This window comes from Polyangium mundeleinium, from assembly GCF_028369105.1.
In the GTDB taxonomy this organism is placed as follows: domain Bacteria; phylum Myxococcota_A; class Polyangia; order Polyangiales; family Polyangiaceae; genus Polyangium; species Polyangium mundeleinium.
In genome coordinates, this window is record NZ_JAQNDO010000001.1 from 5217395 (window position 1) to 5240852 (window position 23458).

Below are 23458 nucleotides of genomic sequence, written 5' to 3' on the forward strand. Positions count from 1 at the left end.
TCCTTGCATCTCCAACGGGTTGGTCGTTCAGTACGAAGCCGCGCGGCCGAGGTTCGAGAACTCCTTGTCGGCCATGCTCCGCGCCGCCGCCTTCGCGCCCGCGCTCTTCGGCGGCGCCGCGTGGATCTCCTTCTTGTCCCGCTCGTACGCGTCCACCTGCGCCTGGATCGCCGTCGCGGCCGGCGCGGGCGCCGCCGCCGCTGCGGCCTTCAGCGCGCCGATGTTCTCTTCGACGATCCGCTGCGCCGCCTGCATGTCCCCTTGCTCCAGCGCCGCGGCCGCCTCGATTTGCCGGCTCGACGCGAGCGCGCTCGTCGCCTCCGCGAACGTCGCCCGATCCACGCTGCGCTCCGCCTCCCGCGCGTCGGCCGTCCCTTGCAGATCGAGCGGCGACAGCGCCACGCGTGTCCGCTCTCCGCCCACGAGCGACCAGCCCACTTCGCCGCCGATCGAGAGCTTTTCCCCTGCCTCCGCGTTCGCCGCGAGCTCCACGACCACGCGCCGCTCGTCGCCCGCGAAGAGCGAGCCGATCCGCAACCTCACCTCACGCCCGTCGTCTTCCGTCCGCGCCTCCGCGCCGATCGCCCGGACGAACCGCACGCCCTCGGGCAGCACGAGCCGCGCCTCCGTCGCCTCGACCGTCGTCGCGGCCGTCTCTTCGAGCTCGCGGCGCAGGAACGTCCGGAGGGCCGCGCCGTCCTTCACGAACGCGAAGTTCCCGCGCCCTGCCTCCGCGACCCCGCCCATGTACCCCGGATCGAAGTCGAGCCCGATCCCGAGCGACGACACCGTCACCCGATCCTCCACGCCGTCCCGCGCGATCCGTGTTGCCTCGATGCGCCCGTTGTCGAGCCCGTCGCTCACCAAGACCACCCGCTTCACGCGCCCCGGCGAGGCGTCCGCCAGGGTCCCCATCCCTTGCGACAGCGCCGGCGGGATGTTCGTCCCTCCGCTCGCGGAGAGCTCCGAGATGACCGCGAGGAGCCGCTCGCGCACGTCGCCCACGCGCGCGAGCGGCTGCAGCACCTCGTAGTCCGACGCGTACCGCACGAACGTGATCTGATCGTCGTCGCGCAGCTCGCGGATGAGCTCGACCACGGCTTCCTTGGCCTGCTTCATCTTGCTCTCGGTCTTCATCGAGCCCGACGTATCGAGCACGATCGCGAGCGCGAGCGGCGCCCGCTCCCGCGTGTCTGCCGGGTCGGCCTTGATCCGCAGCACCGCCGAGATCCGCGCCTCGCTCCCGCCGAACACGCGCGATTGCGTCAACGTGATCGACCCGCGCGCGCCGGGCCCCGAGAACGTCGCGCCCGCGCCTCCTTCGCTCGGGCTCGCGAACGCCACATTCGTCCGCGTGCCGAGCGGCGCCCTGTGCAGGATGAGCCCTCCTGCGCACAGCGCGAGCAGGCTCGCGGCGAGCGCGCGGCGGGTGCGGGGGACACGGAGCCATCGGTTCGTCATGACACACTTCTCCCGGCACGCGCCGGACGCCCGGCGCGTGGAAACATCGCCCCTCGGGCGCTCGCGAGGGGGAGCGCGCGGGGCGACGAACGTCAGTGGCGCACGTCTACGGACGAGCAGACCGTTCGGTCTAAATGACGTAGCGTCACGTTTCGAGACGTGCGACAGTCCCGACCGATCGAGGGAAACAGATGAATCTCAGTGAACCGCTCAAGCAGCGTATCGAGGCGCTCGTCCGGTCCGACCGCGTCGTGCTCTTCATGAAGGGCTCTCGCCGATTTCCGCAATGCGGGTTCTCCGGCGCCGTCGTGCAGATCCTGGACGCGGTGCTGCCCAGCTACACGACCGTGAACGTCCTCGAAGATCCCGAGATTCGCGAGGGCATCAAGGCCTACGCGAGCTGGCCCACGATCCCGCAGCTCTACATCGACGGCGAGTTCGTCGGCGGGGCCGACATCATCCGGGAGATGCGTGAGAGCGGCGAGCTCGCGCAGAAGCTCGGCGGGTCTGCGGGCGGCGGCAGCGAGGTCAAGGCGCCGAAGATCACGATCAGCGAGGCGGCCAAGCGCGCGTTCACCGAGGCCGCGGCCGACGCGCCGGGCGAGCTGCTCCGCTTCGAGGTGAGCCCGCGCTTCGAGTATGGGCTGTTTTTCGGGCCGCGCGCCGAGGGCGACCTCGAGGTCGACGCGGGGGGCCTCACGGTCCTCGTCGACCCGACGAGCGCGCGCCGGGCCGACGGCGTCTCCATCGATTTCGTGGACGGCCCCGAGGGCGCCGGCTTCCGGATCGAGAACCCGAACGAGCCGCCGCGCGTCCGTCAGCTCTCCGTGCGCAAGCTGAAGGAGATGCTCGACGCGGGCGAGCGCTTCGAGTTCGTCGACGTCCGCACCGACAAAGAGCGCGCCATTGCGCGGATCGAGCAGGCGAAGCTCCTCGATCAGGCCGAGCTCGAGCGTCTCGAAGCGCTGCCCAAGGACACGCCCATCGTCTTCCATTGCCACCACGGCGGCCGCAGCCGCTCGGCGGCCGAGGCGTTCGTGGGGCGAGGTTTTTCCAAGGTATACAACCTCGAGGGGGGCATCGACGCCTGGTCGGTCGCGGTGGATCCCTCGGTTCCGCGGTATTGACGAATTTCGGAGGAAGCGCGCGTGTCCTACCACATGACCACGTTCCAGGGCTCGATCCCGGCGGCGATCGAGCAGGCCATCAAGGAAAAGATCAGCGACGCCGTGGTGGAGGTGCAGGGCGGGGGAGGGCATTTCGAGATCTCCGTCACCAGCGTCGTCTTCGCGGGCAAGAACACGCTGGAGAAGCACCGCCTCGTCCTCGGCGCGATCGCGCACCTCATGGCAGGCAACGACGCCCCCGTCCACGCCGTCGACAAGCTGAATACCCGCGTCCCCTCCTGACGCCGCGCCGGGGCGCTGCCCCGGACCCCGCGGGGGGCTGTCCGCCCCCTCGACCCCGGACCAGCGAGGCGCTGGACCCAGGGTTGAAAAACTGCGCTCCGCGCAGTTTTTCAAACAGGCCGACGAAGAACCCAGGTTGCCAGCCGAACCAGCCGCGCGGCTGTCTCGGTTGGCAGGGTCGCTGCCGATCTTGACCGGGCCTGTTCGATGAACTGCGCATCGCGCAGTTCATCGAGCTTGGGTCCAGCCCCTGGCTGGTCCGGGTGCAGGGGCGGACAGCCCCTGCTGGGGCCTGGGGCAAAGCCCCAGCGAGGCGGCTTCACGAGGAGACCCATGCGACCCCGCGCTGCTAGAGTGGGCGCGATGTTCCGAAGCGCCTTCTTCGCGGCGACCCTCGCGCCCCTGGCCCTCGGCTGTGGGGCTTCCCCCGCGCCCGCCCCGCAATCACGACCTCCCGCGGATTTCGTGTTCCTGGGCGGCGCCGTCCGCACGATGGATCCGGCGCGCCCCGAGGCCAGTGCGATCGCCGTGCGGGGCGATCGAATCGTCGCGGTCGGCACGGATGCCGAGGTCGGCTCGTTCATCGGGCCGGAGACCCGCGTGGAGCGGCTCTCCGGCCGCGCCGTGATCCCCGGCCTCGTCGACGGCCATTGCCACCTCCACGGCCTCGGCGCCGCGCTCGAGAGCCTCGACGTGCGCGGCAAGAAGAGCCCCGAGGACGTCGCCCGGCTCGTCGCGGCCGAGGCAAAAGGCCGCGCCTCGGGCGAATGGATCACCGGCCGCGGCTGGGATCAAAATCTTTTCACTCCCGCCGCGTTTCCCACGCACGCCCCGCTCGACGCCGCAGTCCCCGATCACCCCGTCGCGCTCACCCGCATCGACGGTCACGCTCTATGGGCCAACGCGGCGGCCCTGCGCCTCGCCGGCATCGATGAAAAGACCACCGATCCCCCGGGCGGCCGCATTCTACGTGACGCGGCCGGCGCGCCCACCGGCGTCTTCATCGACAATGCGATGGATCTCGTCACGGCGAAGATCCCCGGCGAACCACCCGAGGTGACCGAGCGCCGCATCCTGCGCGCCTCCGAACGCGCTCTTTCGCTCGGGCTCACGGGCGTGCACGAGATGGGCATCGACGACGCGACCGTCGCTGTCTACCGCAAGCTCGCGGCCGAGGGCCGGCTCCCGATCCGCGTGGTTGCCTATCTGGCGGGCGGGCCGAACCTCTCCGCCTTGTCGCAACGAAAACCCGACATCGACCCGCAAGGCACGTCCATGTTCGTCCTGCGCGGGGTCAAGCTCTTCGCCGACGGCGCCCTCGGCTCCCGCGGCGCCACGCTCCTCGCGCCCTACGCCGACGAGCCGAAGAGCGTGGGCATTTCGATCACGGACCGGAAAACCCTCACCGAATCGGCGCATATCATCGCCGACGCGGGATTCCAGCTTGCGGTGCACGCCATCGGCGACCGCGCCAACCGCGACGTGCTCGACGCCTTCGCCGCCCTCGGCGAGGGCCGGGCGCGCGCGCTTCGTTTTCGTATCGAGCATGCGCAGGTCCTCGCGCCCGAGGATCTTCCGCGGTTCGCCGCGCTCGGCGTCCTCGCCTCCATGCAGCCGACCCACGCCACGAGCGACATGCCCTGGGCCCCGGCGCGCCTCGGCCCCGACCGTCTGCGCGGCGCGTATGCCTGGCGCTCGCTGCTCGACAGCGGGGCGCGTCTCGTCTTCGGCTCCGATTTCCCTGTCGAAGAGCCCTCGCCCCTCCTCGGCCTGTGGGCCGCCGTCAGCCGCCAGGATCCCTCGGGCGCCCCGCCGGGCGGCTTCTTGCCCGAGCAACGCATCACCCTCGACGAGGCGCTCGCCGCCTTTACCGCGGGCCCGGCCTACGCCTCCTTCACCGAGGCCACCCACGGCCGCATCGCCCCCGGCTACGTCGCCGATCTGACCGTCTTTGCCGGGGCCCTCGCCGCGGATCGATCGCTGCTCGACGCGAAGATCGACCGCGTGATCCTGGGCGGCAAGGTGGCGTTCGGCGCCGCGATCCCGAAACCGGAGGCCCCGTGACGAACCTCGTCCTTCGCGTGCTCCTCTTCCTCGCCCTCGGATTCGCGCTCGGCTGGGCGCATGCCAAGGCCATTGCCGAGGGCGAGCGAATTCACCGCGAGACGGGGGAGCGCGCGCGCCCCACGATCATCTTCGTCCTCCGCCTCGTCCTCCTTTGCGTCGGGTTTGGCTTGATTGGAAAATCCGGCTCCATGCCGCTCCTCGCCTCCCTCCTCGGATTTGTCGTCGCGCGGCTCGTACGCCGCCGTGGCGTGAAGCTGCCACAAAGTTGACACGCCGGCCGCAATCGAATCCTTCTGTACGGCAGCCCCGGATCGTTCTAAGGAACGGTCGCTGGGGAGGGGTCCTATCCATCGATGGGGGAGAATGGACGTCCAGGAAATGCAGCGGTTGCAAGAGGAGGTCGAGCGGCTTCGCGCGCGCGTGACCGAGCTCGAGGCGGCGCTCGAGGCCGCGAAGCACCGCGCGGACCTCTACCAGGCATTCTTCGAGCATTTGCCCGTCCCGGCCGGCGTCCATGACGCCGAGGGGTGGCTCGTCGAGATCAACCGAGTCGATCGGGAAATGCTCGCCATCCCCTCGCGTGAGCTCGTCGTCGGCAAACACAACCTGTTCCAGGACCCGGAGGCCGTGGCCCGGGGGTATGCCGCGCACCTCGAGCGGGCCCTGCGTGGGGAGGCCGTGCTCATGCCGCCCACCTCGTACGATACGGCGGAGGCGGGGATCGAGCGCACCGAGGATCGGAAGGTCTGGACGCAGACCTCGTTCCAGCCCGTCGACGTCCACGGAAAGCGGTACACGGTCGAGGTGAACCTCGACGTGACCGAGCGGCTCCGGGCGCAACGCGCGCTGGAGGAGAGCCAGCGGTTCTTGCTCGAGATCGTCGAGAACGCGCCCTCGCTCATGTACGCGAAGGATCTCGCGGGCCGTTATGTGCTCGTCAACGGCCAGGTCGAGCGTTTCGCCCGGATGGACCGCGCGCATCTGCTCGGCAAGACCGACGCGGAGCTTTTTCCGTCCGGGATCGCGCAGAAGTACACGGCCTCGGATGCCGAGGTGCTCCGGACCGGCCAGGCGATCGTGCGGGACGACGTGATCCCCCTCGAAAACGGCGTCGCCACGTTCGTCACCACGAAATTCCCCCTCCGGGACGCCGAGGGCAAACCCATGGCCGTGTGCAGCATCTCGGTCGACGTCAGCGAGCAAAAGGAAGCCGAGGCGTGCGCGCGAAAGCTCCAGGAGGAAATGCTGCACCTTCAGGATGCCACGCTCCGCGCCCTCTCGACGCCGCTCCTGCCGATCGCCGAGGGCGTCGTGGTGATGCCGCTCATCGGCAACATCGACGCCCGCCGCGCCGATCAGGTGCTCGAGACGTTGCTCCCCGGCATCGCGGAGAACCAGGCGTCGATCGTCATCCTCGACGTCACGGGCGTGCCCGTCGTCGACGAGCACGTCGCCAGCGTCCTCGTGCAGGCCGCGCGCGCGGTCGAGCTGCTCGGGGCCGAGATCGTCTTGACGGGCATTCAGCCGGCGATGGCTCGCACCCTCGTCGAGATCGGCGCCGACCTCGGACGCATGCGCACCCGGAGCACCCTCCAGGGCGGCATCGCCCTCGCGCTCGGCCGCGGCGCGATGCGCGTCAAACGTTAGTTCGTCTCCTTCGCGGAGAGCGCCTCGTTGGCCATTTCCTCGTACGTCATGCGCCGGACGCGCGTGAGCTCCTTGTCGTCGTATTGCCGGGCCATGAACTCCTTGCCCACGCCTCCGACGCGGCCGAACAGATCGCCGAGCAGCCTGCCCGTGATCGGGTGATCGACCCCGTCCTGCAAGAGCCGCAAGAACCGCGTGAACGGCCGCCGCGGCGTCTCCTCCTTCCGCCCGAGGAGCTGCATCCGCTTGAACGCGTCCCGCAGCCGTTTGCCCTCGGGATCGACGAAGTTCATCGGATCGAGGAACACGTCGCGGATGAACGGATGCGCGGAATGCAGCATGAACACGAACGCCTTCGCGCCCCGGGCCCGCTCCGCGAGCGAGAGCTTCGTCTGGCGCTCGGCCATCCGCCGCTCGTACGCCTCGGACCCGTAATACTCGGCCATGTAGTAGTCGATCGCGATGTGGCGCGACTCGTCGCGGTTGATGAGCGTCATCGCCGCCTGGCTCATCTCGTCGTGCACGAAATCGTTGATCGACCGGAGCAGCGCGATGTCCAGGATGAGCTCCCCGGCCACGATGTACGCGTTCGCCACGTCGTCGCTCAGATAATGGATCGCGTCCACGAAATGAGGCGCGAACGCGGTCAGGCTCGGGCTCTGTCGATACAGCTTGTAATGGTGCACGTCATAAAAGTCCGCGAGCATCTGCGCCGCGTGCGCGTGCCGCACCTCGTCGACCACGAACGACCGGAAGATCGCCTTCAGCGTCGGATCCTCCACGCGTCGCTCCTGCTCGCGGAAGAGCGCGCCCGCGAGCCGCTCGATCCCCGACATGTCCGTGAAGAGCTGCACGATCGCGATCTCGTCCTCCCGCGACATGGCCCGGGCCTTCCGACTCCAGTCGAGGTCGCCGACGCGCCACTGATCACGCCGGCAGTTCTCCAGCATCCGTTCGAGGTCCATGCCCGCCAGGATACCCGTCGTTATCGGCCCGGTAAAGCGCCCGACCGAGGAGGCACACGCGCCCGGGGCACCAGGCTTGCGTTCGTCGGGGCATGACCATCACCGTAACGGAGGAAAAATCGCCCCATGGTCCGTCCAAGCGACCCGAGGCGCCGCCGCCGGCCGAAGACCCCCGCATCCGCAAGGGGCCGATCGAGGAGCCCCGCATCCGCAAGGGCCCGATCGAGGAGCCACCCGCGCCGAGCCCGGTCCCCGGCGAGCCGCCGCCCGCGCCGCCCGTCATCCGGGATCCTCCGGCGCCTACCCAGAAACCGGACGAGGTGATCCGGGTCGCCTGAACGCGAAGCGCGCACGAGCACCTTGATGCCGCGGATGTCCTTCGGGCATCATCCGGTCCCATGCGCACGGGAGACGTCGTTGACGGACGCTTCGCCATTCTGGAGCGCGCCGGCGTCGGCGGCATGGGATCGGTGTACCGAGCGCTCGATCGGCAGACGACGAAGCTCGTCGCGATCAAGGTCCTCCACGCGCCGGACATGACCTCGCAGGCCCGCTTCCTCAAGGAGGCCAAGGCCCTCGCGGGGCTCGAGCACCCGCACGTCGTCCGCTACGTGACGCACGGCATCTCGTCCGAAAGCGAGCCTTACCTCGTGATGGAGTGGCTCGAAGGCGAGAGCCTCGATCGGCGCCTCGCCCGCGAGCCGTTGCGCCTCGAAGAGAGCCTCGACTTCGCGCGTCGTGTCGCCGTGGCCCTCGGCGCCGCCCACGCGCGCGGCATCGTCCACCGCGACGTCAAGCCGAGCAACGTCTTCCTCGTCGACGGCGCAATCGACAAGGTCCGCCTCCTCGATTTCGGCATCGCTCGCCTCGACGACGCGTCGAGCGGCCTCACCCGCACCGGCAACGTCCTCGGCACCCCCGGGTACATGGCGCCCGAGCAAGCGCGCGGCGACAAACGGTACGTCGACGCCCGCGCCGACGTCTTCTCGCTCGGCTGCCTCCTCTACGAATGTTTGGCGGGCCAACCGCCTTTCCACGGCCCGCACCCGATGGCCATCATCACGAAGCTCCTCGCCGAGGACGCGCCGCGGCTGCGGTCGAGCCGGCACGACGTCCCCGAGGCCCTCGACGCCCTCGTCGCCCGCATGCTCGCCAAGGAGCCCGGCGCACGCCCCACGGACGGCGCCGCCGTGGCCGCCGCGCTCGACGCCCTTTCCAACATGAAGAGCGTCGAGCCCCCGCCGCCCTCCATCCGCTCCCGCACGTATGCGGACGTCTTCCCGTCGATCCCACCCTCGGCCCCGCCCTCCTCGGACCCGACGCTCGGCATGGCGGCGACGATGCCCGGCCTCTCCTCGCTCCGCGAGCTCTCCGAGTCCGCGAGCCAGCGCCCCTCGTCGCCGCCGCCCGAGCCTCGATCGAGCCGCATGGTCGATCTCCCGCCGCCGAGCGTCTCTCCCGCGAGTGATCGTCGCTGGTTCGAGCGTCTGCCGCGCCCGGCAGGCCGGAGCCCGTTCCGGGTGAAGGGCATCGCCTACAAGGGCATGCTCCATTATGTCTCGACGCGCCTCGACGGCGGGATGCAGTCGCTCACGAATACGTTCCGTGATCCGATCCTGCGCGAATACCTCGCCCAGCCGTTCCTCGCGTCGAGCTTCTACGATTTCTTCCCGCTCGTCGCAGCGAGCGCCGGGTGCGCCTCGCTCGCGAACGTGCAGCTCGAGATCTTCGCGCAAGGCCAGGGCCGCGCGCAGGCGAAGTACGACGCGGACCACGCGTATCGTTCGTTCGTCCAGGGCCGCTCGATCGACGATTTCCCCTCGCGCTTCCGCCTCATCGCCCAGCGGTATTACGATTTCGGCGAATGGGAGGCGAACTCGTTCTCGCCAGGCACGATCACGTTCGTGCAGCGGGGCATCCCAGCGTGGGCCATTCCCTGGTACTCCCCGCTGCAATCAGGCTACATCTCGACGCTCGTCGACCTCGTGTCGCACAAGCGCACGTCCGTGACCGTCTACCCGACCCGCCGCGACGGCGTGATCGAGGGCATCCAGACAGTCATCCTCGAAATGGACGTCTCGTACTGAAGTCCCGCGAGCGCTGAGCAGGGGGCCGTCGCGCCGGGGCGCCGCCCCGGACCCCGCGGGGGCTGTTCGCCCCTCGACCCGAACCAGCGCAAGCGCTGGACTCGGGGTCGATGAACTGCGCTCTGCGCAGTTCATCGAACAGCCGCAGTCAAGACCAGCCACGACCCTGCCCACCAGGACCGCAGCGCTGACGGCTCGATCGGCAACGCCCCGTCACCAGCTAGACATGCACGTCCGTGGTCTTGTCACGGGCCCGTTGGAAGAGCTGCGCGGAGCGCAGCTCTTCCACCAAAGGTCCAGGGCTGGCCCTGGTCCGGGTCCCGGGGCGGACAGCCCCGGGTGGGGCCTGGGGCAACGCCCCAGCGCAGCGCCCCCAAGATGAGACCCATGCTCAGGGCTCGGCTTGATCAGCCGAGCACTCTTCCCACGAAGAACGGCCCCATCTGGCTGATGAACTCGCTCGTTTGTCGTGTCTTTCGCATCCCCTGTACGATGTGCGAGAGCGGGTGCAGCTCCTTGCCCACGAGGCCGATCACGAATTCGTTGTCCCGCGCGTCGAGCCCGTGGCAGGCGAGCCGGATGTCGTGCGCCAGGTCCTTTGCTCCGTAGGCTTTTCCGATCGTCCCGTGCTCGCGCAGGATTGAGCCCTGCTCCCGCGGCTCGAGCTTCGCGAACGCCCCGCTCCGGCGCAGCGGATACCACACCGCCCACGGCCACGCCGGGTTCGCCACCGTCTCCGCGGGACGCCGGAGCAGCCAGTATTCGAGATCCTGCTCGTAGCCCGTCGAATACGTGCGCCCGAGCATGGTCATGTCCGGGCGAAGCGAAACTGCCGGCCCCGATTCCACGAGCGCAGGCCGCACCACCTCCACGAACGCCCCGGGATCCTCGCTCCACGTCAGCAACCCGAAGCTGTGCGGATCGTTCACGTCCTCGTAGACGACTGCGCCCGCGCCCTTGCTCTTGATCGCGCTGCGGATTGCCTGCGCGTGCGTGCGCAGCTCGGACAGCTTCGAGAGCCCCGGCACCTGGTAGACCAGGAGCTGCATGAACAGCCGCCGATCCATCGTTTGCGGCTGCCCGTCCCGCGGTGCGCCGCGCTCGCTCACGTCGATCGAGGGGAGGTCTTCGCTGCCCTGGCCATGGCCGTGTCCGGCGGGCCGTCCGCCCGGAGTCGCTTCGCTCATGTTGCAAGGGCTACCTGCCTCGGTGGCAGGCTGCAAGGCCGGATCGGCCGCCGCGGCGGCACCATGCTAGAAGCCGAAGATATGGAGACGAGCACGCTCAAGGCGGCACTTCTCCCCGAGCGGGAGAACCTCATCGAGACCTTGATCGGCGAGATCCTCGAGGTGGCCCCGTTCTACAGCGCGTTTCCACGAAGCGCGCAGCTCGCCATGGCCGCCCGCTTGATCGACCTCTACCTCGACGCCCTCGACGAGGTGAAGCCCGAGGCGCTGCGCACCTATGGGCTCGAAGTCTTCACGCGCAGGCAGGAGCAAGGCGCGTCGCTCTTGGAGGTCCTTCACGGCATCTCCATCGGCCGCCGCACCGTGTCCCGCATCGCCTTGCGCAGCCTCCCTACAGCCGAGCTCGCCGGCGAGGTCATCATGCGCGCCGAGCTGGTCGCCGATGAGCTCGTGCGCACTGCCGTCGCCGTCTACGAGAAGCGCCGCGCCACCGAGCGCCGCGCCTTCGAGGCGCTCGAAGCGCGCTACCAGGACATCTACCAGCGCACCCCGGCCCTCATGCACTCGCTTGATCACGAGGGCCGCCTCACGACCGTGAGTGATCGCTGGCTCGAGTTCCTCGGCTACACCCGCGACGAGGTCCTCGGCCGCCGCTCGATCGAGTTTGTCACCGAGGAGACGCGCAAGCGCGCCCTTGCCGAGCACTTCCCGCGGCTCCGGCGCGAGGGGCGCGTCGACGGCGCCGACGCCCAGTTCGTCAAGAAGACGGGCGAGGTCATCGACGCCCGCCTGTCGAGCGTCGTCGTGCGCGACGAGCGCGGCGAGATCCAGCAGATCCTCGCGGTCTTCGAGGACGTCACGGCCGAGGTTCAGGCCATGCGGGCGCTGCGCGAGAGCGAGGAGCGATGGCGTGGGCTCACCGAGCTCGCTCCGCTCCCGCTCGCCGTGCACAAGGGCGGCGTGTTTCTTTGGGTCAACGAGGCCCTCTCGCGCCTCCTCGGCGTGCCGCGCGACGAGCTCGTCGGGATGAACGTCATGCGCATCGTGCACCCCGACGATCACGCGCTCCTCCTCGATCGCCTGCGAAAGAGCAAAGACGGCCGCATCGCGCTCCCGCCGATCGAAGAGCGGTACCTCCATGCGGACGGCACTGTCATCTACGCGGACGTCGCCGCGCGGCCCATCCTCTTCGAGGGCGAGGAGGCCACGCAGATTGCGGTCGTCGACGTGACGGCGCGCAAGCACGCGGAGGACGTGCAGCGGCAGAACGAGGCCCAGGCGCGCCTCATCCAGGCCCAGGACGAGACCCTCCGCGCGCTCTCCACGCCGCTCATCCCCATCGGCGAAGGCATCCTCGTCACGCCGCTCATCGGCCGCATCACGGGCGATCGCGCCGCGGGCATCCTGGAGACGATCGCGGCGGGCGTGGTCGCCCAGGGCGCGCGTGTGGCCATCGTGGACGTCACGGGCGTCCCCGAGGCCGACGTGTCCGTCGCCGAAGCGCTCGTCCGGGTCGCGCAGGCCATCCGCCTCCTCGGCGCCGACGTCGTCATCACGGGCATCCAGCCCTCGATCGCCCGCACGCTCGTCGACCTCGGCGCCGATCTCGGCAGCCTGGCGACGCGCGCCACCCTCCGCGATGGTATCACCTACGCCCTCCGGCACTCGCCGCGGCGGCGCCTATGAACACGACCGACCTCTTCCTCTCGCTCACACCCCACAAAGTCCTCGAAGCCGTCGAGGATGCGGGCTTCCCCGTGAACCCGCTCTGCTACCCGCTGAACTCGTTCGAGAACCGCGTCTACGAGGTCGAGCTCGAAGACCGCTCCCGGCTCGTCGCGAAGTTCTATCGGCCGGGCCGCTGGAGCCCCGAGCAGATCCTCGAAGAGCACCTCTTCCTCGCGGATCTCGCCGAGGCCGAGGTCCCGGTGTGCCTCCCTCGAACGCTGCGCGGCGGCGGCACCCTCGGCACGATCGACGGCATCTCCTATTGCCTCTTCCCGCGCATGGGCGGCCGCGCCCCGGACGAACCTGACACCGACCTCCTCGAGCGCCTCGGCATGCTCGCCGCGCGGATCCACAACGTCGGCGCTGCGCGGCCGGCTGCGCATCGCGTCCGCCTCGACGCGGACGCGTTCGTCCGGCAGAACGTCGCCTTCCTCCGCGACAAGGGCTCGATCCCGGCGCGCCTCCTCGCGCGGTACGAGCGCGCCGCGCGCACGATCGCGGACTTCGTCGACGAGGGCATCCAAGGCACGGCCGTCCACCGCATTCACGGCGACCTGCACCTCGGGAACCTGCTCCTGCGCGACGGCGTGCTCTCCGTCGTCGATTTCGACGACATGGTCGTGGGCCCGGCCGTGCAGGATCTCTGGTTGCTCCTGCCCGGCGAGGGCGTCGAGGCGCGCATCGCCCTCGAAAGCTTCCTCGAAGGGTACGAGGTCCTCCGCGCATTTGATCGCAAGAGCTTGCGCCTCGCGACGCCGCTCCGTGGCCTGCGCCGCGTCCATTATGCGGCCTGGATCGCCCGCCGCTTCCACGACCCCATCTTCCCGCGCACGTTCCCCCATTTCGGCACCGAGGCGTACTGGGAGGAGGAGACGCGGGATCTCGAGCAGATCGTTCAAATGATCACCCAGGAGCGCGGGGGCTTCGAGGCATGACCACGTACGTCGTCTTCGATTTCGAGGCCATCCTCGACGCGGGCAACCCGCTCCCCGAGGGCGCCGATCCGGATCGTGTACCCGCTGTCTCCCACCTCGCGATCGTCTCCGGCGCCACCCTGGCCATCGTCGTCGAGGACGAAGGGGTCCGCGTCTTCCCGCCGCGCCTGCTCGGCGGGCCGAATGGCGGCGACGAACCGGCGATCGTCCGTGATTTCGTCAAACGTGTCGGCGACAAGCGTCCCGTGCTCGTCTCGTGGAATGGCCGCGGCTTCGACCTGCCGCTCGTCCTCGCCCGCGCGATCCGCCACGGCGTCGTCGCGCCCTGGCTCTGGAACCGCGACTTTGAAGATCGTTATCGCGGGCAAAACCACCTCGATCTCCAGGACGCCGTCAGCATGCGCGGCGCCGGCCGCGCCTCGCGCATGGCCTCCTTCGCGTGCCTCTGCGGCTGGCCTGGCAAGATCGGCGTCGACGGCTCCGACGTCGAGGGCCTATGGGCGAGCGGCGAGGAGGGGCGCGAGGCCGTGCGCCGCTACAACCTCGCCGACGTCGCCTCCGAGGCCGCGATCCTTTTGCGCCTCCTCGTTTGCCGTGGCGATCTCTCGCTCCACGAATACCGCGACGCCGCCCGCGCGCTGCTCGCGCACGTCGACGGGGACGAACGCCTCGCCGTCCTGCGCCCCGCGATCAACCGTGAGATTTTCCTGCTTGCCGCCGCCGATGCTGCGGAAGGCGAGGGGCCGCGCGAGAGCCCGACTCCGGAAGGCGAGCCGGCCGCTCACGCCTTCCGATAATGCTCGACGCTCTTGTACCGCATCGCATACGCGCCGAACGCGAACGCGAACACGAACGCGAAGCCCGCGAAGAAGAACATCTGGAACGCCGTCGTCGATAGACCCGTTGCTTCCGAGATGGCGCTCGTGAGCCGCTCGTTCTTCATGCCGGCGTTCACGAGTAGCACCCATAACCCGCCGACCGTGACCGAGAGCGACCAGAAGCTCATCAGCGTGCCCTTCATCTTCGCCGGTGCCTGGCTATAAGCGAATTCGAGGCCCGTCGTCGAGACGAGGACCTCGCCGATCGTGAGGATCGTGTACGGCACGAGTTGCCAGAGGATCGAGACCTTCTCCCCCGCGTCGATCCAGCGCTGGAGCACGCCGATCACGATCCACGAGACGCCCGCGATCGCGATGCCCGCCGTCATGCGCCGGAGCTGCGTCGGATTCGCCCCGATCTTCCGGAGCAGCGGATACACGACGGCATTGTTGAACGGAATGAGCAGCATCACGAGCAGCGGGTTCACCGCCTGCATCTGCGACGCCGTCTCCAGAATGCTCCACCCGGGCAGCACCATCGCCTTGCCCTGGATGATCCACGTCGAGGCTTTTTGATCGAAGAGCGACCAGAACGGCGTCACCAGCGCGAAGACCACGAGCACCTTCATCACCGAGCGCACGCCCTCGACGTCCTCGTCCGGGTGCGTCCCGCGCGCCGCTTCGAGCGAGAGCATCACGCCCGGGCCCGCGAGCACGAGGAAGACCACGAGCGCGAGGCAAAACGAAGCGACGAACCCGAGCGTCGGAATGAGGAAGAAGGAGCCGACGAACCCGAGCGCGCCGAGGACCGCGAGCACGCGCCCCGCCCCGCGGCCCTTTTGCAGCGCCGTCCACGCGATGCTGCCGAAGGAATGGGGATCGGCGGGGGAGGGGGGGACGACGACGTAGTTCTTGCGCCCCATCCAGAAGATGAGCGTCGCGATGAACATCAGGATGCCCGGGATCCCGAACGCGATGGCCGGCCCCCAGTGCTTGAGGGCCCTCGGCATGAGCTGCGATGCGAAAAACGAGCCGAAGTTGATCACCCAGTAAAACGCCTCGAACACCACGCGCGCCAGGTGCTTGTTCGACTGGTCGAACTGGTCGCCGACGAACGACGACACGCACGGCTTGATCCCGCCCGAGCCGAGCGCGATCAGGAAGAGGCCCGCGTAAAACCCCGTCTTGTTCCCCTCGAAGACCGCGAGGCAGCCGTGCCCCACGCAGTAGAGGAGCGAGAGCCAGAAAATCGTGCGGTATTTGCCGAGGAAGCGATCCGAGATCCACCCGCCGAGCAGCGGGAAGAAATAGACGCCCATCACGAAGATGTGGAAGACCTCCTTCGCGGCCCCCGCCCGATCCTTCTCCACGAGGTCGAGCAAGAGATACCCGATCAGGAAATCCGTGAGGATGTTCCGCATCCCGTAGAAGCTGAAGCGCTCGCACGCCTCATTTCCGATGATGGACGGGATCGACTTCGGGTATTTGCCGTTTTGGGTGGTGATCCGGGGCTCTTCCGAAACTTCGGTCGTCATCGTGCGCGGCGTGCATCCTTCCGGGGATCGCCGCCCGAGACAAGCACATTCGATTGCAGCGCGCGGTAGCGCTCCCAGAACACGTCGTTCGGCTCGACGCCCTGTTCGTCCCGGCTGAGCGCCGGCAGGATGCGCTCCAGGAAATACATGTCGAGCTCGCCCTTGCCCTTGACCGACACCGCCCCGCGCGCCGTGAGCTCGAAAAAGTCCTTCACCCGGTCGTACGTCATGCGCGAGACGTTGATGCGCCAAAGCTCCCCCGACGACTCCATGCGGCTCGCCGTGTTCACCGTGTCGCCCCACACGTCGTAGGCAAACTTCTTCGAGCCGACCATGCCAGCCATGACCGGCCCCGAGTGCACGCCGATACGCACGCCCTGGAAACACGCGTCATGACCCTCGACGTCGCGCCGGATCCGGAGCGCAAACAGGCAAGCATCAACGGCGTGCGTTCGTGTCGGCGCCGGCAGTCCCGCCGCGGCCATGTACGCGTCGCCGATGGTCTTCAGCTTCTCCACGCCCGAGCGATCCGCGATCGCGTCGAAGCGGCAGAAATACGCGTCGAGCGTGGCGACGAGCGCCTCGGGCGGCATCGTCGCGGCCTTCGCCGTGAAGCCCACGAAATCGGCGAATACGATGGTCGCCTCCTCGTGGAAGACAGGCTTGACCGAGCCCTCGCGCGCAAGCTCGCCGGCGATGGGCGCGGGCAGGATGTTGCAGAGCAGCGAGTCGATCTTCGCCTTGTCCCGCGCGATCTCCTCGGATTGATGCTGGATCGTGCTCCCCTTGGTCCAGCCTTGCCGCCGCAGCCGGTCGCTGAGGTGCACGAAGACCCCGGAGACGAGGACCGCGGCGCTGAGGTCCTGGAGCGCGTAGTTGCGCTCGGGCCCGTCGAAGTCCATGCCCGCGAGTTTGCCCGTCACCCAGAAGACGAGAATCGCCGCGCCGAGCATGCCCCACGCATACCGTCGCCGCAGCGGCGCGAGCGGCACGAGCATGAGGACGAACAAGAACCCGCCGAGGTAAGGGCTTTTGCCGCTGGTCAGCCCCGTGATGAGCCCCGTCGCGCACTCGAGGCTCAAGCAGAGCGCGAAGAGCGCGCGGCTCGCATGGCGCGGCGCCGAAGGGAAGAGCGAAAAGAGGATCGCCAGGGCCCCCGCCATGGTGAGGCTGAGGCGCAGGAGGAAGAGCGAAGGGATCTCGGGGTGGAGCGCCTCGTCGAGCCGCAAGTACGGCAGCCAAGCGAGCGCGCAGATGAGCCCCGAGACCCGCAGGATCTTCCACGACTGAAAGGCAAGCTCGGCGTCGAACGACTCCGGGTAGCCGCCCTGGCGCTCCCCCGCGCCGAAGAGCCACACGAGGGCTTTCTCCGCGCCCGCCATGCCTCGACCCTAGCAAGCCGAAGGCCGCCTCCGCAACGACGTTCGTACAGGAGAAAATTACATCCGCCTCAGCGGAGGTCGAACACGAGCTTTCCGATCTTTCGGCCCGTCCCGCTGAACTTGATCTTCTGGATGATCTTCACCATGCAATCGACGACCTCCTCGCCTTTCTCGTTTGGCGGGGCAATCCCCACGGCGATCGGCCGTCCATCGACACGCAGGTACGTCGTGACCCCGAAGACCGTGCCCCAGGTGCCACGCTTGCGGCATTTCGTGGTCTCCTTGGCGGCGAGCGCGATGGCCATCTTGTGCTTCGCCGGATCGAGATCCTTCGGCGCCTGGGAAGGATCGAGGTCGAACGATTTCTCCGCGAGCCCATCGCCGCCGACGGGCAAGGGCCAGCTCTTCGCGCGGGCCGCGTCGAGCAGGCATTTTTCGGTGTCCCGATCGCCGAGCGTGGTCTCGCCGAGGTACACCCACTTCACCACGCCCTGCGGATCGATGCGGAGCTTCATCTTGAAATGCCCGCCGAGCGCGCTCACCTTCGCAGCGCCCTTGGCAAAACAAGACTGAATCGAGTCCTGCATCTTGCCGAACGAGCGCTCCACGGCCTCCTCGTTGAGGCCCCCGATCTCCGATTGCGCCTGCGCCGCGGGGCGTGGCGCCTCGGCGCGCGTCTCCACGGGCGCGGCCGCCTTCGGGGGCGGAGGCGGTTCGGCCGCGCAGGCGACGAGGAGCGCAGCGGAGGCGGCGAAGGCGAGGCGCGACGGTGCCACGCGATCGGCCCTACCATGACGGACGCGGGCCGGAAATACCCGCCGCGAGGTGTTCGTTCCTGCCGCTCGATGGAGTTGACACGCGCGTCCCGTCCGTCTTCTTTTGCACCCACCATGTCGCGAACCTCGCTCGCCGTCCTCGTCGCCGCCGTCGTCGCCTCTGCCGGGTGCGGCGCGGGCACGCCGGTGTATCCGCCTCGCCCGCCGGCCACGCCTGGCGAGCCCGTCTCCGATCCCGTCCCCTCGCGTGTCGTCGTGCACGCGACGATCACGGGGGCCCACCTCCAGCGTGAGCTCGAAACGGCCGTCCCGCGCACGGGGGAGGGCACGTTCCCGATGCTCGGCAACGAGCGCAGGTACACGTGGAACCGCGGGGGCATCACGGTGCGCTTCAACCAGGGCCGCATCGCGCTCGACCTGCACGTCGATGCGAACGCGGAGATGCCCATTGGCAGCCTCGACGTCCCGCTCGAGTTCTCGATCCTCGCCGAGCCTGTGGTCACGAGCGAGTACAAGGCGAAGCTGCAATCCCTCGAGGTCACCGTGAAGAGCGACGACCGCGTGATCAAGGCCGCGGACGCGGCGGCCGACATCCTCGGCAAGGTCAAGGCGGCGGTGAAGGAGAAGCTCGAGGCGTTCGAGTACGACCTCTATCCGACGCTCGCCGAGGCCCATGGCCGCCTGTCGCGCCCCATCGAGCTTCCGCTCGGCGACGCGAACGGCTGCGCGGCGCTCCAGGTCGTCTCCGTCGAGGCGGGGCCGACGGTCCTCGCGGGTGGCTTCGAAAAAGACCTCGCGCTCGTCGTCGCGCCTTCGGTCACGATCCCCTGCGCGCCGCCGAACCCCGACGCGAAGCTGCCGCCGCTCGCCAACGTCGCCACGCTCCAGCCGGGCCCGTTCACGGTGACGGTGCCGATCGTCGCGAAGTACGACGAGCTCGCGAAGGCGATGGGCCTCGTGTTCACCGACGGGAAGTTCTTCTTCTCGAAGGAGCACCCGAAGCTCTACATGGAGAAGCCCGAGATCTACGCCGCGAAGGATCAACTCGTGCTCAAGCTCCACATCGCTGGGCACGTCGACAACCCCGTCAGCCTGGACCTCGACGGCGACCTCTTCATGACCGGCCACCCGACGGTCGTGGACAACGAGCTGCGCATCCCGGACCTCGAACCGACCATCGAGACGAAGAGCTTCCTCTTCAAGCTCAAGGCCTCGATGGACGGGGACAAGATCCGCGATCAGGCGCGTGATGCGCTGCGGCTCGACATCGGCGAGCGCCTCAAGGCGGTGCGCGACAAGCTCTCGAACGACATCTCGTTCGCGAGCGGCCAGGGCTGCATGAAGGCCCAGGTGCACAAGATCGAGGTCAGCAGCGTCCACGTGCACGGCACGTACATGCGCGTCTACGTGACCACGAACGCGATCGCGTCGGTCTACATGCCCTGTCCGTAGCCCACCCCGCGTGGTAGGTAGGTGCATGCGCGCCTCCTTCCTTGTGCCCCTCCTTCTCGCTGGTTTCTCGTTTTCCTGCGCGTCGGCGGACGACGGCTCCATTCGACCCGAGCCGCCCGCCGAGACGCCGCAGGTCCTTGCGCCTCTGCCGCCGGAGTTTGCGCAGCTCGGCCAACCTTGCCCGGCGGCGGACCAGGCGGATTACGCGGGCCCGAACGCTGGATGCGGGAAGGATGGCCATGTCGGCATCGTGACCGTGGGTCGCCGCATGGGCTTGCCGGAGGGCGCGCAGAAGCTCGAAGGCTCGATGGGCAAGGTGCAGGTGTTCATCGAGTCCGAGCGCGTGTGGGTGCAGGGGACGTGCGTCTGGTGCCGGCAGTTCACCGAGCAGACGAGCGTCGTGCACCTCGCGTACGCGACGGACAATCAACTCATGCAGATCCAGATGACTGCGGAGCTCACGAACCAATCGCCCCTGCGCGACGCGGAGGCGTGGCGCGGGGCGATTGCGGCGTGGAAGCCGAAGCAATGATCGTCAGGGCTTTCCGAGCCCCTTGAGCCAGCCTTCGACGTGCACGGAGATGTCCGCGCCCGTCTCGGCCTCGATCGTATCGATCATGTCCTGCATGCGGGCCGCGCGGTTCTTGAACGTCCCGTAAAACTTCGCGAGCGCCGCGTCGAGCTTGTCCCGGCCGACCTGGGCTTCCACGGCCCGGTAGAAGAACGCGCCTTTCATGTAGGTGACGTTCGACCACAAGGGATGCACGATGAGGTCGATCGTATTGCACGTGTCCAGCATGAGGACCGTGTCCTCGTCCTGGATCACGTCGTCGAGCCTCGTCTGGTAATCGCTCCAGATCTTCTCGCCCACGGCCTGCCCGCCCACGGCCTCCAGCCCGCGCGCCGCGAGGTAGGAGGCCGTGCCCTCGGAGAGCACGAAATCCTCCCAGCAAGAGATTCGCACGCCATTGCCGAACCAGCCGTGCGCGGCCTCGTGCGCGTGCACCTCCGGATCGTTCATCGCGTCGCGCGCGACATGCCAGTACGGGTGGTGCTCCATGCCGCCGTAGGCGCCCGGACCCCAGTCCGCCGAGACCGACGCGACCGCGCCGCCGAACGAATACGCCCCATAGGTCGTCTCGAACCAATCGAAGACAGCCGCGAGATCCTTCGTCCCTTCGGTCGCGGCCGCCTCCTCCCCGGGCAGGTGATAAACGCCCACCTTCGTGCCTGCCGTGGTCGTACCGAGCGCGACGTACGTGTATACGCCGAGCGCGAAGGCTGGCATGTACGTGGGCGCGTCGGCCGGGATCTCGGCCGGGAAGACGGCCTGCTTGCCCGAGGGCACGCCCGCGAGCGCCATCTCGAAGCTCACGCCCTCCGAGGGCACGGATTTACACGGAAAGAGGTTTCCGCAGAAGCGCGGCCACAGGAAACTCACGCCCTCGGCGAGATACCCGTCGAAGTTCTTCTGCGTGGTGTATGCGTACTTGATCTGGAGCGTGGTGTTCTCCGCGCTCGCCTTCACGCCCACGTCGAGCCTTCCCTCCTGGACCGCATATTCGAGCCGCCCGCTCGTATCCTCGACGCTTTGGATCACGAGCCCGTCCACCTCGAACGAGGCGCCCGGCTTTTCCGCGGGCGCGAGCACGATCGTGGCCTCGCCGGTCAGCGCCGTGACGTCGAGGGCGAGCGCGGTCGAGAGGATATCGCGGTCGAGGTTTTGCGTTGGCGCGACGGGGATGGGACCGGGCTCCGGCCCCTCTCCGCTGCCGTCGCCGCAGCCGGCGAGGAGGAGCAGGGGGAGCGAGGCCCAAGCGAGCGTGAAGAGGTGCTTCATTCGGCCAGGGTACGAGCCGGGCGGCGCAGAGGTCAACGGCGCCGGCTCGGGGCATTTCGGCGGGGCATTGCTTCTTCGACCTGCTCGGACGACCGAGGCGCGGGGGGCCGATGCTCATCCGAGCTGCCCGCCGAGCGACGCGGTCCCCATCGGCACCTCCTTGGACCTGCTCGAACCCCCGGAACGACCCCCCTCCGAGCAGGTCGGACCTGCCCGGAGCACCCGAGCCCATCCCCTCCGAGCAGGTCGGAGAAGCTCGCTCATGCCGGTGAAGGGGTACGCGGGCAGGTCGGAGAAGCTCGCTCGTGCCGGTGAAGGGGTACGTCAGCAGGTCGGAGAAGCTCGGTGTGGGCGCGGGGCGGCGCCGGGGACATGCTCGGCTCTCATCGCGCGTGCCGGCGAAGGGGGATCGGGGCAGGTCGGAGGAGCTCGTCGGGCGCGGCGCCGAGGGAGGGGAGCAGGTCCGAGGAGCTACGGGGTGGCGGCCGTCGCCTCGGGGGCGGAGGGCGGGGGAGGAATCTCGGGCGAAGCCTTGCCCTTTTGCGCCTGAGCGGCGCTCTTTTCGAGGAGGTCGAAGTAACCGAAGACACGCGCGTCGATGTCTTTGGGCAGGCTCGGATCCTCCTGGAGCTCCAGGGCGAGGTTTTTCCGCGTGCGATTCAGGAGGCCGATGACCTCTCCGCGGAGGCGGGTCGCGTCTTTGCGGGTCTTCGTTTCGAGATCGGCGCGGGCGCTGAGGAGAGAATCGATGGCGACGCCGGCATTCAGGAAACTGTCGGCCCAATCGTGGAGGGTGCCGCCGCCGGCGACGGGGAACAGCGCGAGCTCCGATTGCAGGCTCGCGAGCGCCGGCTTTCGGTCCATGGCCGCCTTGGCTTCGGCCGGATAACTGGCCCCGAGGTCTTCGAGGGTGGGAATAAAAGCGGCGCGGATTTTCCGGGCGGCTGCGCGAATGTGCTCGGGGATGTCAGGGTGGCGGTCGTACGCTTCGAGGAGGTGCCAGAGGGCATACCCGAGGGCATCATGGCGGATGTCGGCAGCGTCGAGCTCGTCGACGAGGGGCCGGCCCGCGGCGACGGAGGGGAGCTTGGCGAGGGCGTCGTGTTTGGCCGTGAGGAGCTTGGTGCTGGCGGCGCCGGAGGCGAAGCTCACGAGAGCGGCTTTTCGATTTGTGAGGAGATCGTTTAATCCGACGAATAGAGCGACAAGAGAGATGTGGCGCATGGGGTGGGAGGTTACAGGGGTTGGCAGGGAGGGGGCAAGGGAGATGCGACGGGCGACGTGGAATGCTGCCTGCGCTGCCGACCCGTCACTCGTCCTCGACGACGCGGATGGGCAACCACTGGAACCCCTTCACGCCCGCGTCGCGGAAGATACGCCAGACCTTGGGGGTGACGAGGAACCTGGGTTGCGAGAGTACGGCTGTCTTCAGGTCGCCGTTCCACCGCGCGAGACCGAAGTGCTCCCACATCCGGTTCACGTCCTGGGCCCCGGCGAGATCCTGGGCGCGGTAGGCGACGCGCAGGGGCCCTGGGTGCGTCATCTCTACCTTGCTGTGCCCGCACGACTTGCACACGCGGTCCCAGGAGACCCCCGTCGACCGCCGGGACATGGGGGGCAGCATGTGGGACGCCCACATCTGCCGCCAGGGCAGCTTGATCTGACGCATGTCTTTCTGCCGGGTGTAGACGCTCCGGAAGGAGAGCCCCGAGAGGCCTGCGCCTTCGAGGGTCTCTGCCAGCCGATGGTCGACCAGGATGTCGCTGTAGCTATCCACGGCGCGAAACTTTCCGAGCTTTCCCATGCTCTCGGCGTCGGCACCATCGAGCACGTACGCCGAGGTCTGCCGCATCCCCGCCCCGCACGCGGGGCACGCATTCGACAGGTCGTAATCCGTGCCGAACCGCGGGCCTCCGAGAACGCAGATTTCGAAGGTATCGGTCACGAGGATCAAATGCGCGGACTCGAAGTCGTCGTCCGTGTACTCGTCCCAGCGATCCTCGAACCATTCGACCTTGTAGGCGAGGAGGAGCTGGAGGAGGAGAGGCAGACGAGCGTCGTCAACGTCCATGATGACGTCGACGAGAACCTGCCGTAGAGCCTTGTAATCGTGCACCGTGACGACATCAGGCCCGCAGCCCGCCGGAACGAGGATCGTCCGCTCTCCCC

Annotated in this window: 21 protein-coding genes; 12 read left to right on the forward strand and 9 right to left on the reverse strand. The window is 68.4% G+C overall.

The annotated features are described in order from the left end of the window. Nucleotides 1–27: 27 nt before the first annotated feature. Nucleotides 28–1461: a vWA domain-containing protein gene (locus tag POL67_RS20820; protein WP_271919665.1), complete on the reverse strand. Its 1434-nt coding sequence runs from the start codon at nt 1459–1461 to the stop codon at nt 28–30. Between the two features lie 191 nt (nt 1462–1652). Between POL67_RS20820 and grxD the strand changes: the two genes are divergently transcribed. The 5 genes from grxD to POL67_RS20850 all read left to right on the forward strand — a co-directional run bounded on the left by grxD (nt 1653) and on the right by POL67_RS20850 (nt 6584). Beyond that, nucleotides 1653–2588 carry a Grx4 family monothiol glutaredoxin gene (gene grxD, locus POL67_RS52865; protein WP_276075846.1) on the forward strand — a complete coding sequence of 312 codons (936 nt, stop codon included), beginning with the start codon at nt 1653–1655 and terminating at the stop codon, nt 2586–2588. 21 nt (nt 2589–2609) lie between these two features. Then, nucleotides 2610–2870, forward strand: coding sequence for a BolA/IbaG family iron-sulfur metabolism protein (locus POL67_RS20835; RefSeq protein WP_271919667.1), 261 nt, complete (start codon nt 2610–2612; stop codon nt 2868–2870). Between the two features lie 363 nt (nt 2871–3233). Then, the gene (locus POL67_RS20840; protein WP_271919669.1) at nt 3234–4934 is read left to right on the forward strand and encodes an amidohydrolase; all 1701 of its coding nucleotides are present in this window, start codon (nt 3234–3236) and stop codon (nt 4932–4934) included. Further along, a complete protein-coding gene (locus POL67_RS20845) occupies nt 4931–5206 on the forward strand; it encodes an N-ATPase subunit AtpR (RefSeq protein WP_271919671.1) in 276 nt (91 codons plus the stop codon). The genes POL67_RS20840 and POL67_RS20845 overlap by 4 nt, the downstream gene beginning before the upstream one ends. Nucleotides 5207–5315: 109 nt before the next feature. Then, entirely contained in the window at nt 5316–6584 is a 1269-nt protein-coding gene (locus tag POL67_RS20850; RefSeq protein ID WP_271919673.1) for a PAS domain-containing protein, read from the forward strand. On the opposite strand, the gene POL67_RS20855 is transcribed toward POL67_RS20850, so the two are convergent. Then, nucleotides 6581–7549: a hypothetical protein gene (locus POL67_RS20855; RefSeq protein ID WP_271919675.1), complete on the reverse strand. Its 969-nt coding sequence runs from the start codon at nt 7547–7549 to the stop codon at nt 6581–6583. The two genes, POL67_RS20850 and POL67_RS20855, sit on opposite strands and share 4 nt — an antisense overlap. A 92-nt stretch (nt 7550–7641) precedes the next feature. Between POL67_RS20855 and POL67_RS20860 the strand changes: the two genes are divergently transcribed. Next, the gene (locus tag POL67_RS20860; RefSeq protein ID WP_271919676.1) at nt 7642–7887 is read left to right on the forward strand and encodes a hypothetical protein; all 246 of its coding nucleotides are present in this window, start codon (nt 7642–7644) and stop codon (nt 7885–7887) included. 60 nt (nt 7888–7947) lie between these two features. After that, on the forward strand, nt 7948–9636 hold the full coding sequence (locus tag POL67_RS20865) for a serine/threonine-protein kinase (protein WP_271919678.1): 1689 nt from the start codon (nt 7948–7950) through the stop codon (nt 9634–9636). A gap of 407 nt (nt 9637–10043) precedes the next feature. On the opposite strand, the gene POL67_RS20870 is transcribed toward POL67_RS20865, so the two are convergent. Beyond that, a complete protein-coding gene (locus tag POL67_RS20870; RefSeq protein WP_271919679.1) occupies nt 10044–10823 on the reverse strand; it encodes a chlorite dismutase family protein in 780 nt (259 codons plus the stop codon). Nucleotides 10824–10904: 81 nt separating this feature from the next. Here POL67_RS20870 and POL67_RS20875 point away from each other — a divergent pair, with 81 nt between their 5' ends. From POL67_RS20875 to POL67_RS20885, 3 genes are read left to right on the forward strand one after another with little or no spacing between them, the layout of a single operon-like run. Beyond that, complete coding sequence (locus POL67_RS20875) at nt 10905–12509, forward strand: PAS domain S-box protein (RefSeq protein ID WP_271919681.1); 1605 nt, start codon at nt 10905–10907, stop codon at nt 12507–12509. Then, complete coding sequence (locus tag POL67_RS20880; protein WP_271919683.1) at nt 12506–13486, forward strand: serine/threonine protein kinase; 981 nt, start codon at nt 12506–12508, stop codon at nt 13484–13486. The genes POL67_RS20875 and POL67_RS20880 overlap by 4 nt, the downstream gene beginning before the upstream one ends. After that, a complete protein-coding gene (locus tag POL67_RS20885; RefSeq protein WP_271919685.1) occupies nt 13483–14283 on the forward strand; it encodes a ribonuclease H-like domain-containing protein in 801 nt (266 codons plus the stop codon). The genes POL67_RS20880 and POL67_RS20885 overlap by 4 nt, the downstream gene beginning before the upstream one ends. On the opposite strand, the gene POL67_RS20890 is transcribed toward POL67_RS20885, so the two are convergent. From POL67_RS20890 to POL67_RS20900, 3 genes are all read right to left on the reverse strand, one after another. Then, the gene (locus POL67_RS20890) at nt 14268–15839 is read right to left on the reverse strand and encodes a POT-type proton-dependent oligopeptide transporter (RefSeq protein ID WP_271919686.1); all 1572 of its coding nucleotides are present in this window, start codon (nt 15837–15839) and stop codon (nt 14268–14270) included. The two genes, POL67_RS20885 and POL67_RS20890, sit on opposite strands and share 16 nt — an antisense overlap. Beyond that, on the reverse strand, nt 15836–17221 hold the full coding sequence (locus POL67_RS20895; RefSeq protein ID WP_271919688.1) for an adenylate/guanylate cyclase domain-containing protein: 1386 nt from the start codon (nt 17219–17221) through the stop codon (nt 15836–15838). The genes POL67_RS20890 and POL67_RS20895 overlap by 4 nt, the downstream gene beginning before the upstream one ends. 68 nt (nt 17222–17289) lie before the next feature. Further along, a complete protein-coding gene (locus POL67_RS20900; RefSeq protein WP_271919690.1) occupies nt 17290–17997 on the reverse strand; it encodes an AgmX/PglI C-terminal domain-containing protein in 708 nt (235 codons plus the stop codon). A gap of 114 nt (nt 17998–18111) precedes the next feature. On the opposite strand from POL67_RS20900, the gene POL67_RS20905 reads away from it, so the two are divergent. Both POL67_RS20905 and POL67_RS20910 read left to right on the forward strand, forming a co-directional pair. Continuing rightward, on the forward strand, nt 18112–19449 hold the full coding sequence (locus tag POL67_RS20905; protein WP_271919692.1) for a DUF4403 family protein: 1338 nt from the start codon (nt 18112–18114) through the stop codon (nt 19447–19449). 25 nt (nt 19450–19474) lie between these two features. Continuing rightward, complete coding sequence (locus POL67_RS20910) at nt 19475–19981, forward strand: hypothetical protein (protein ID WP_271919694.1); 507 nt, start codon at nt 19475–19477, stop codon at nt 19979–19981. Nucleotides 19982–19984: 3 nt separating this feature from the next. Here the strand turns inward: POL67_RS20910 and POL67_RS20915 are convergent, their stop codons facing one another. The 3 genes from POL67_RS20915 to POL67_RS20925 form a co-directional block, all read right to left on the reverse strand. Continuing rightward, nucleotides 19985–21289 (reverse strand): M1 family metallopeptidase, encoded by a 1305-nt coding sequence (locus POL67_RS20915; protein ID WP_271919696.1) that lies wholly within the window; start codon nt 21287–21289, stop codon nt 19985–19987. Nucleotides 21290–21760: 471 nt separating this feature from the next. Next, nucleotides 21761–22441, reverse strand: coding sequence for a hypothetical protein (locus POL67_RS20920; protein ID WP_271919698.1), 681 nt, complete (start codon nt 22439–22441; stop codon nt 21761–21763). Nucleotides 22442–22598: 157 nt separating this feature from the next. After that, a complete protein-coding gene (locus POL67_RS20925) occupies nt 22599–23405 on the reverse strand; it encodes a hypothetical protein (protein WP_271919700.1) in 807 nt (268 codons plus the stop codon). Nucleotides 23406–23458: the final 53 nt, after the last annotated feature.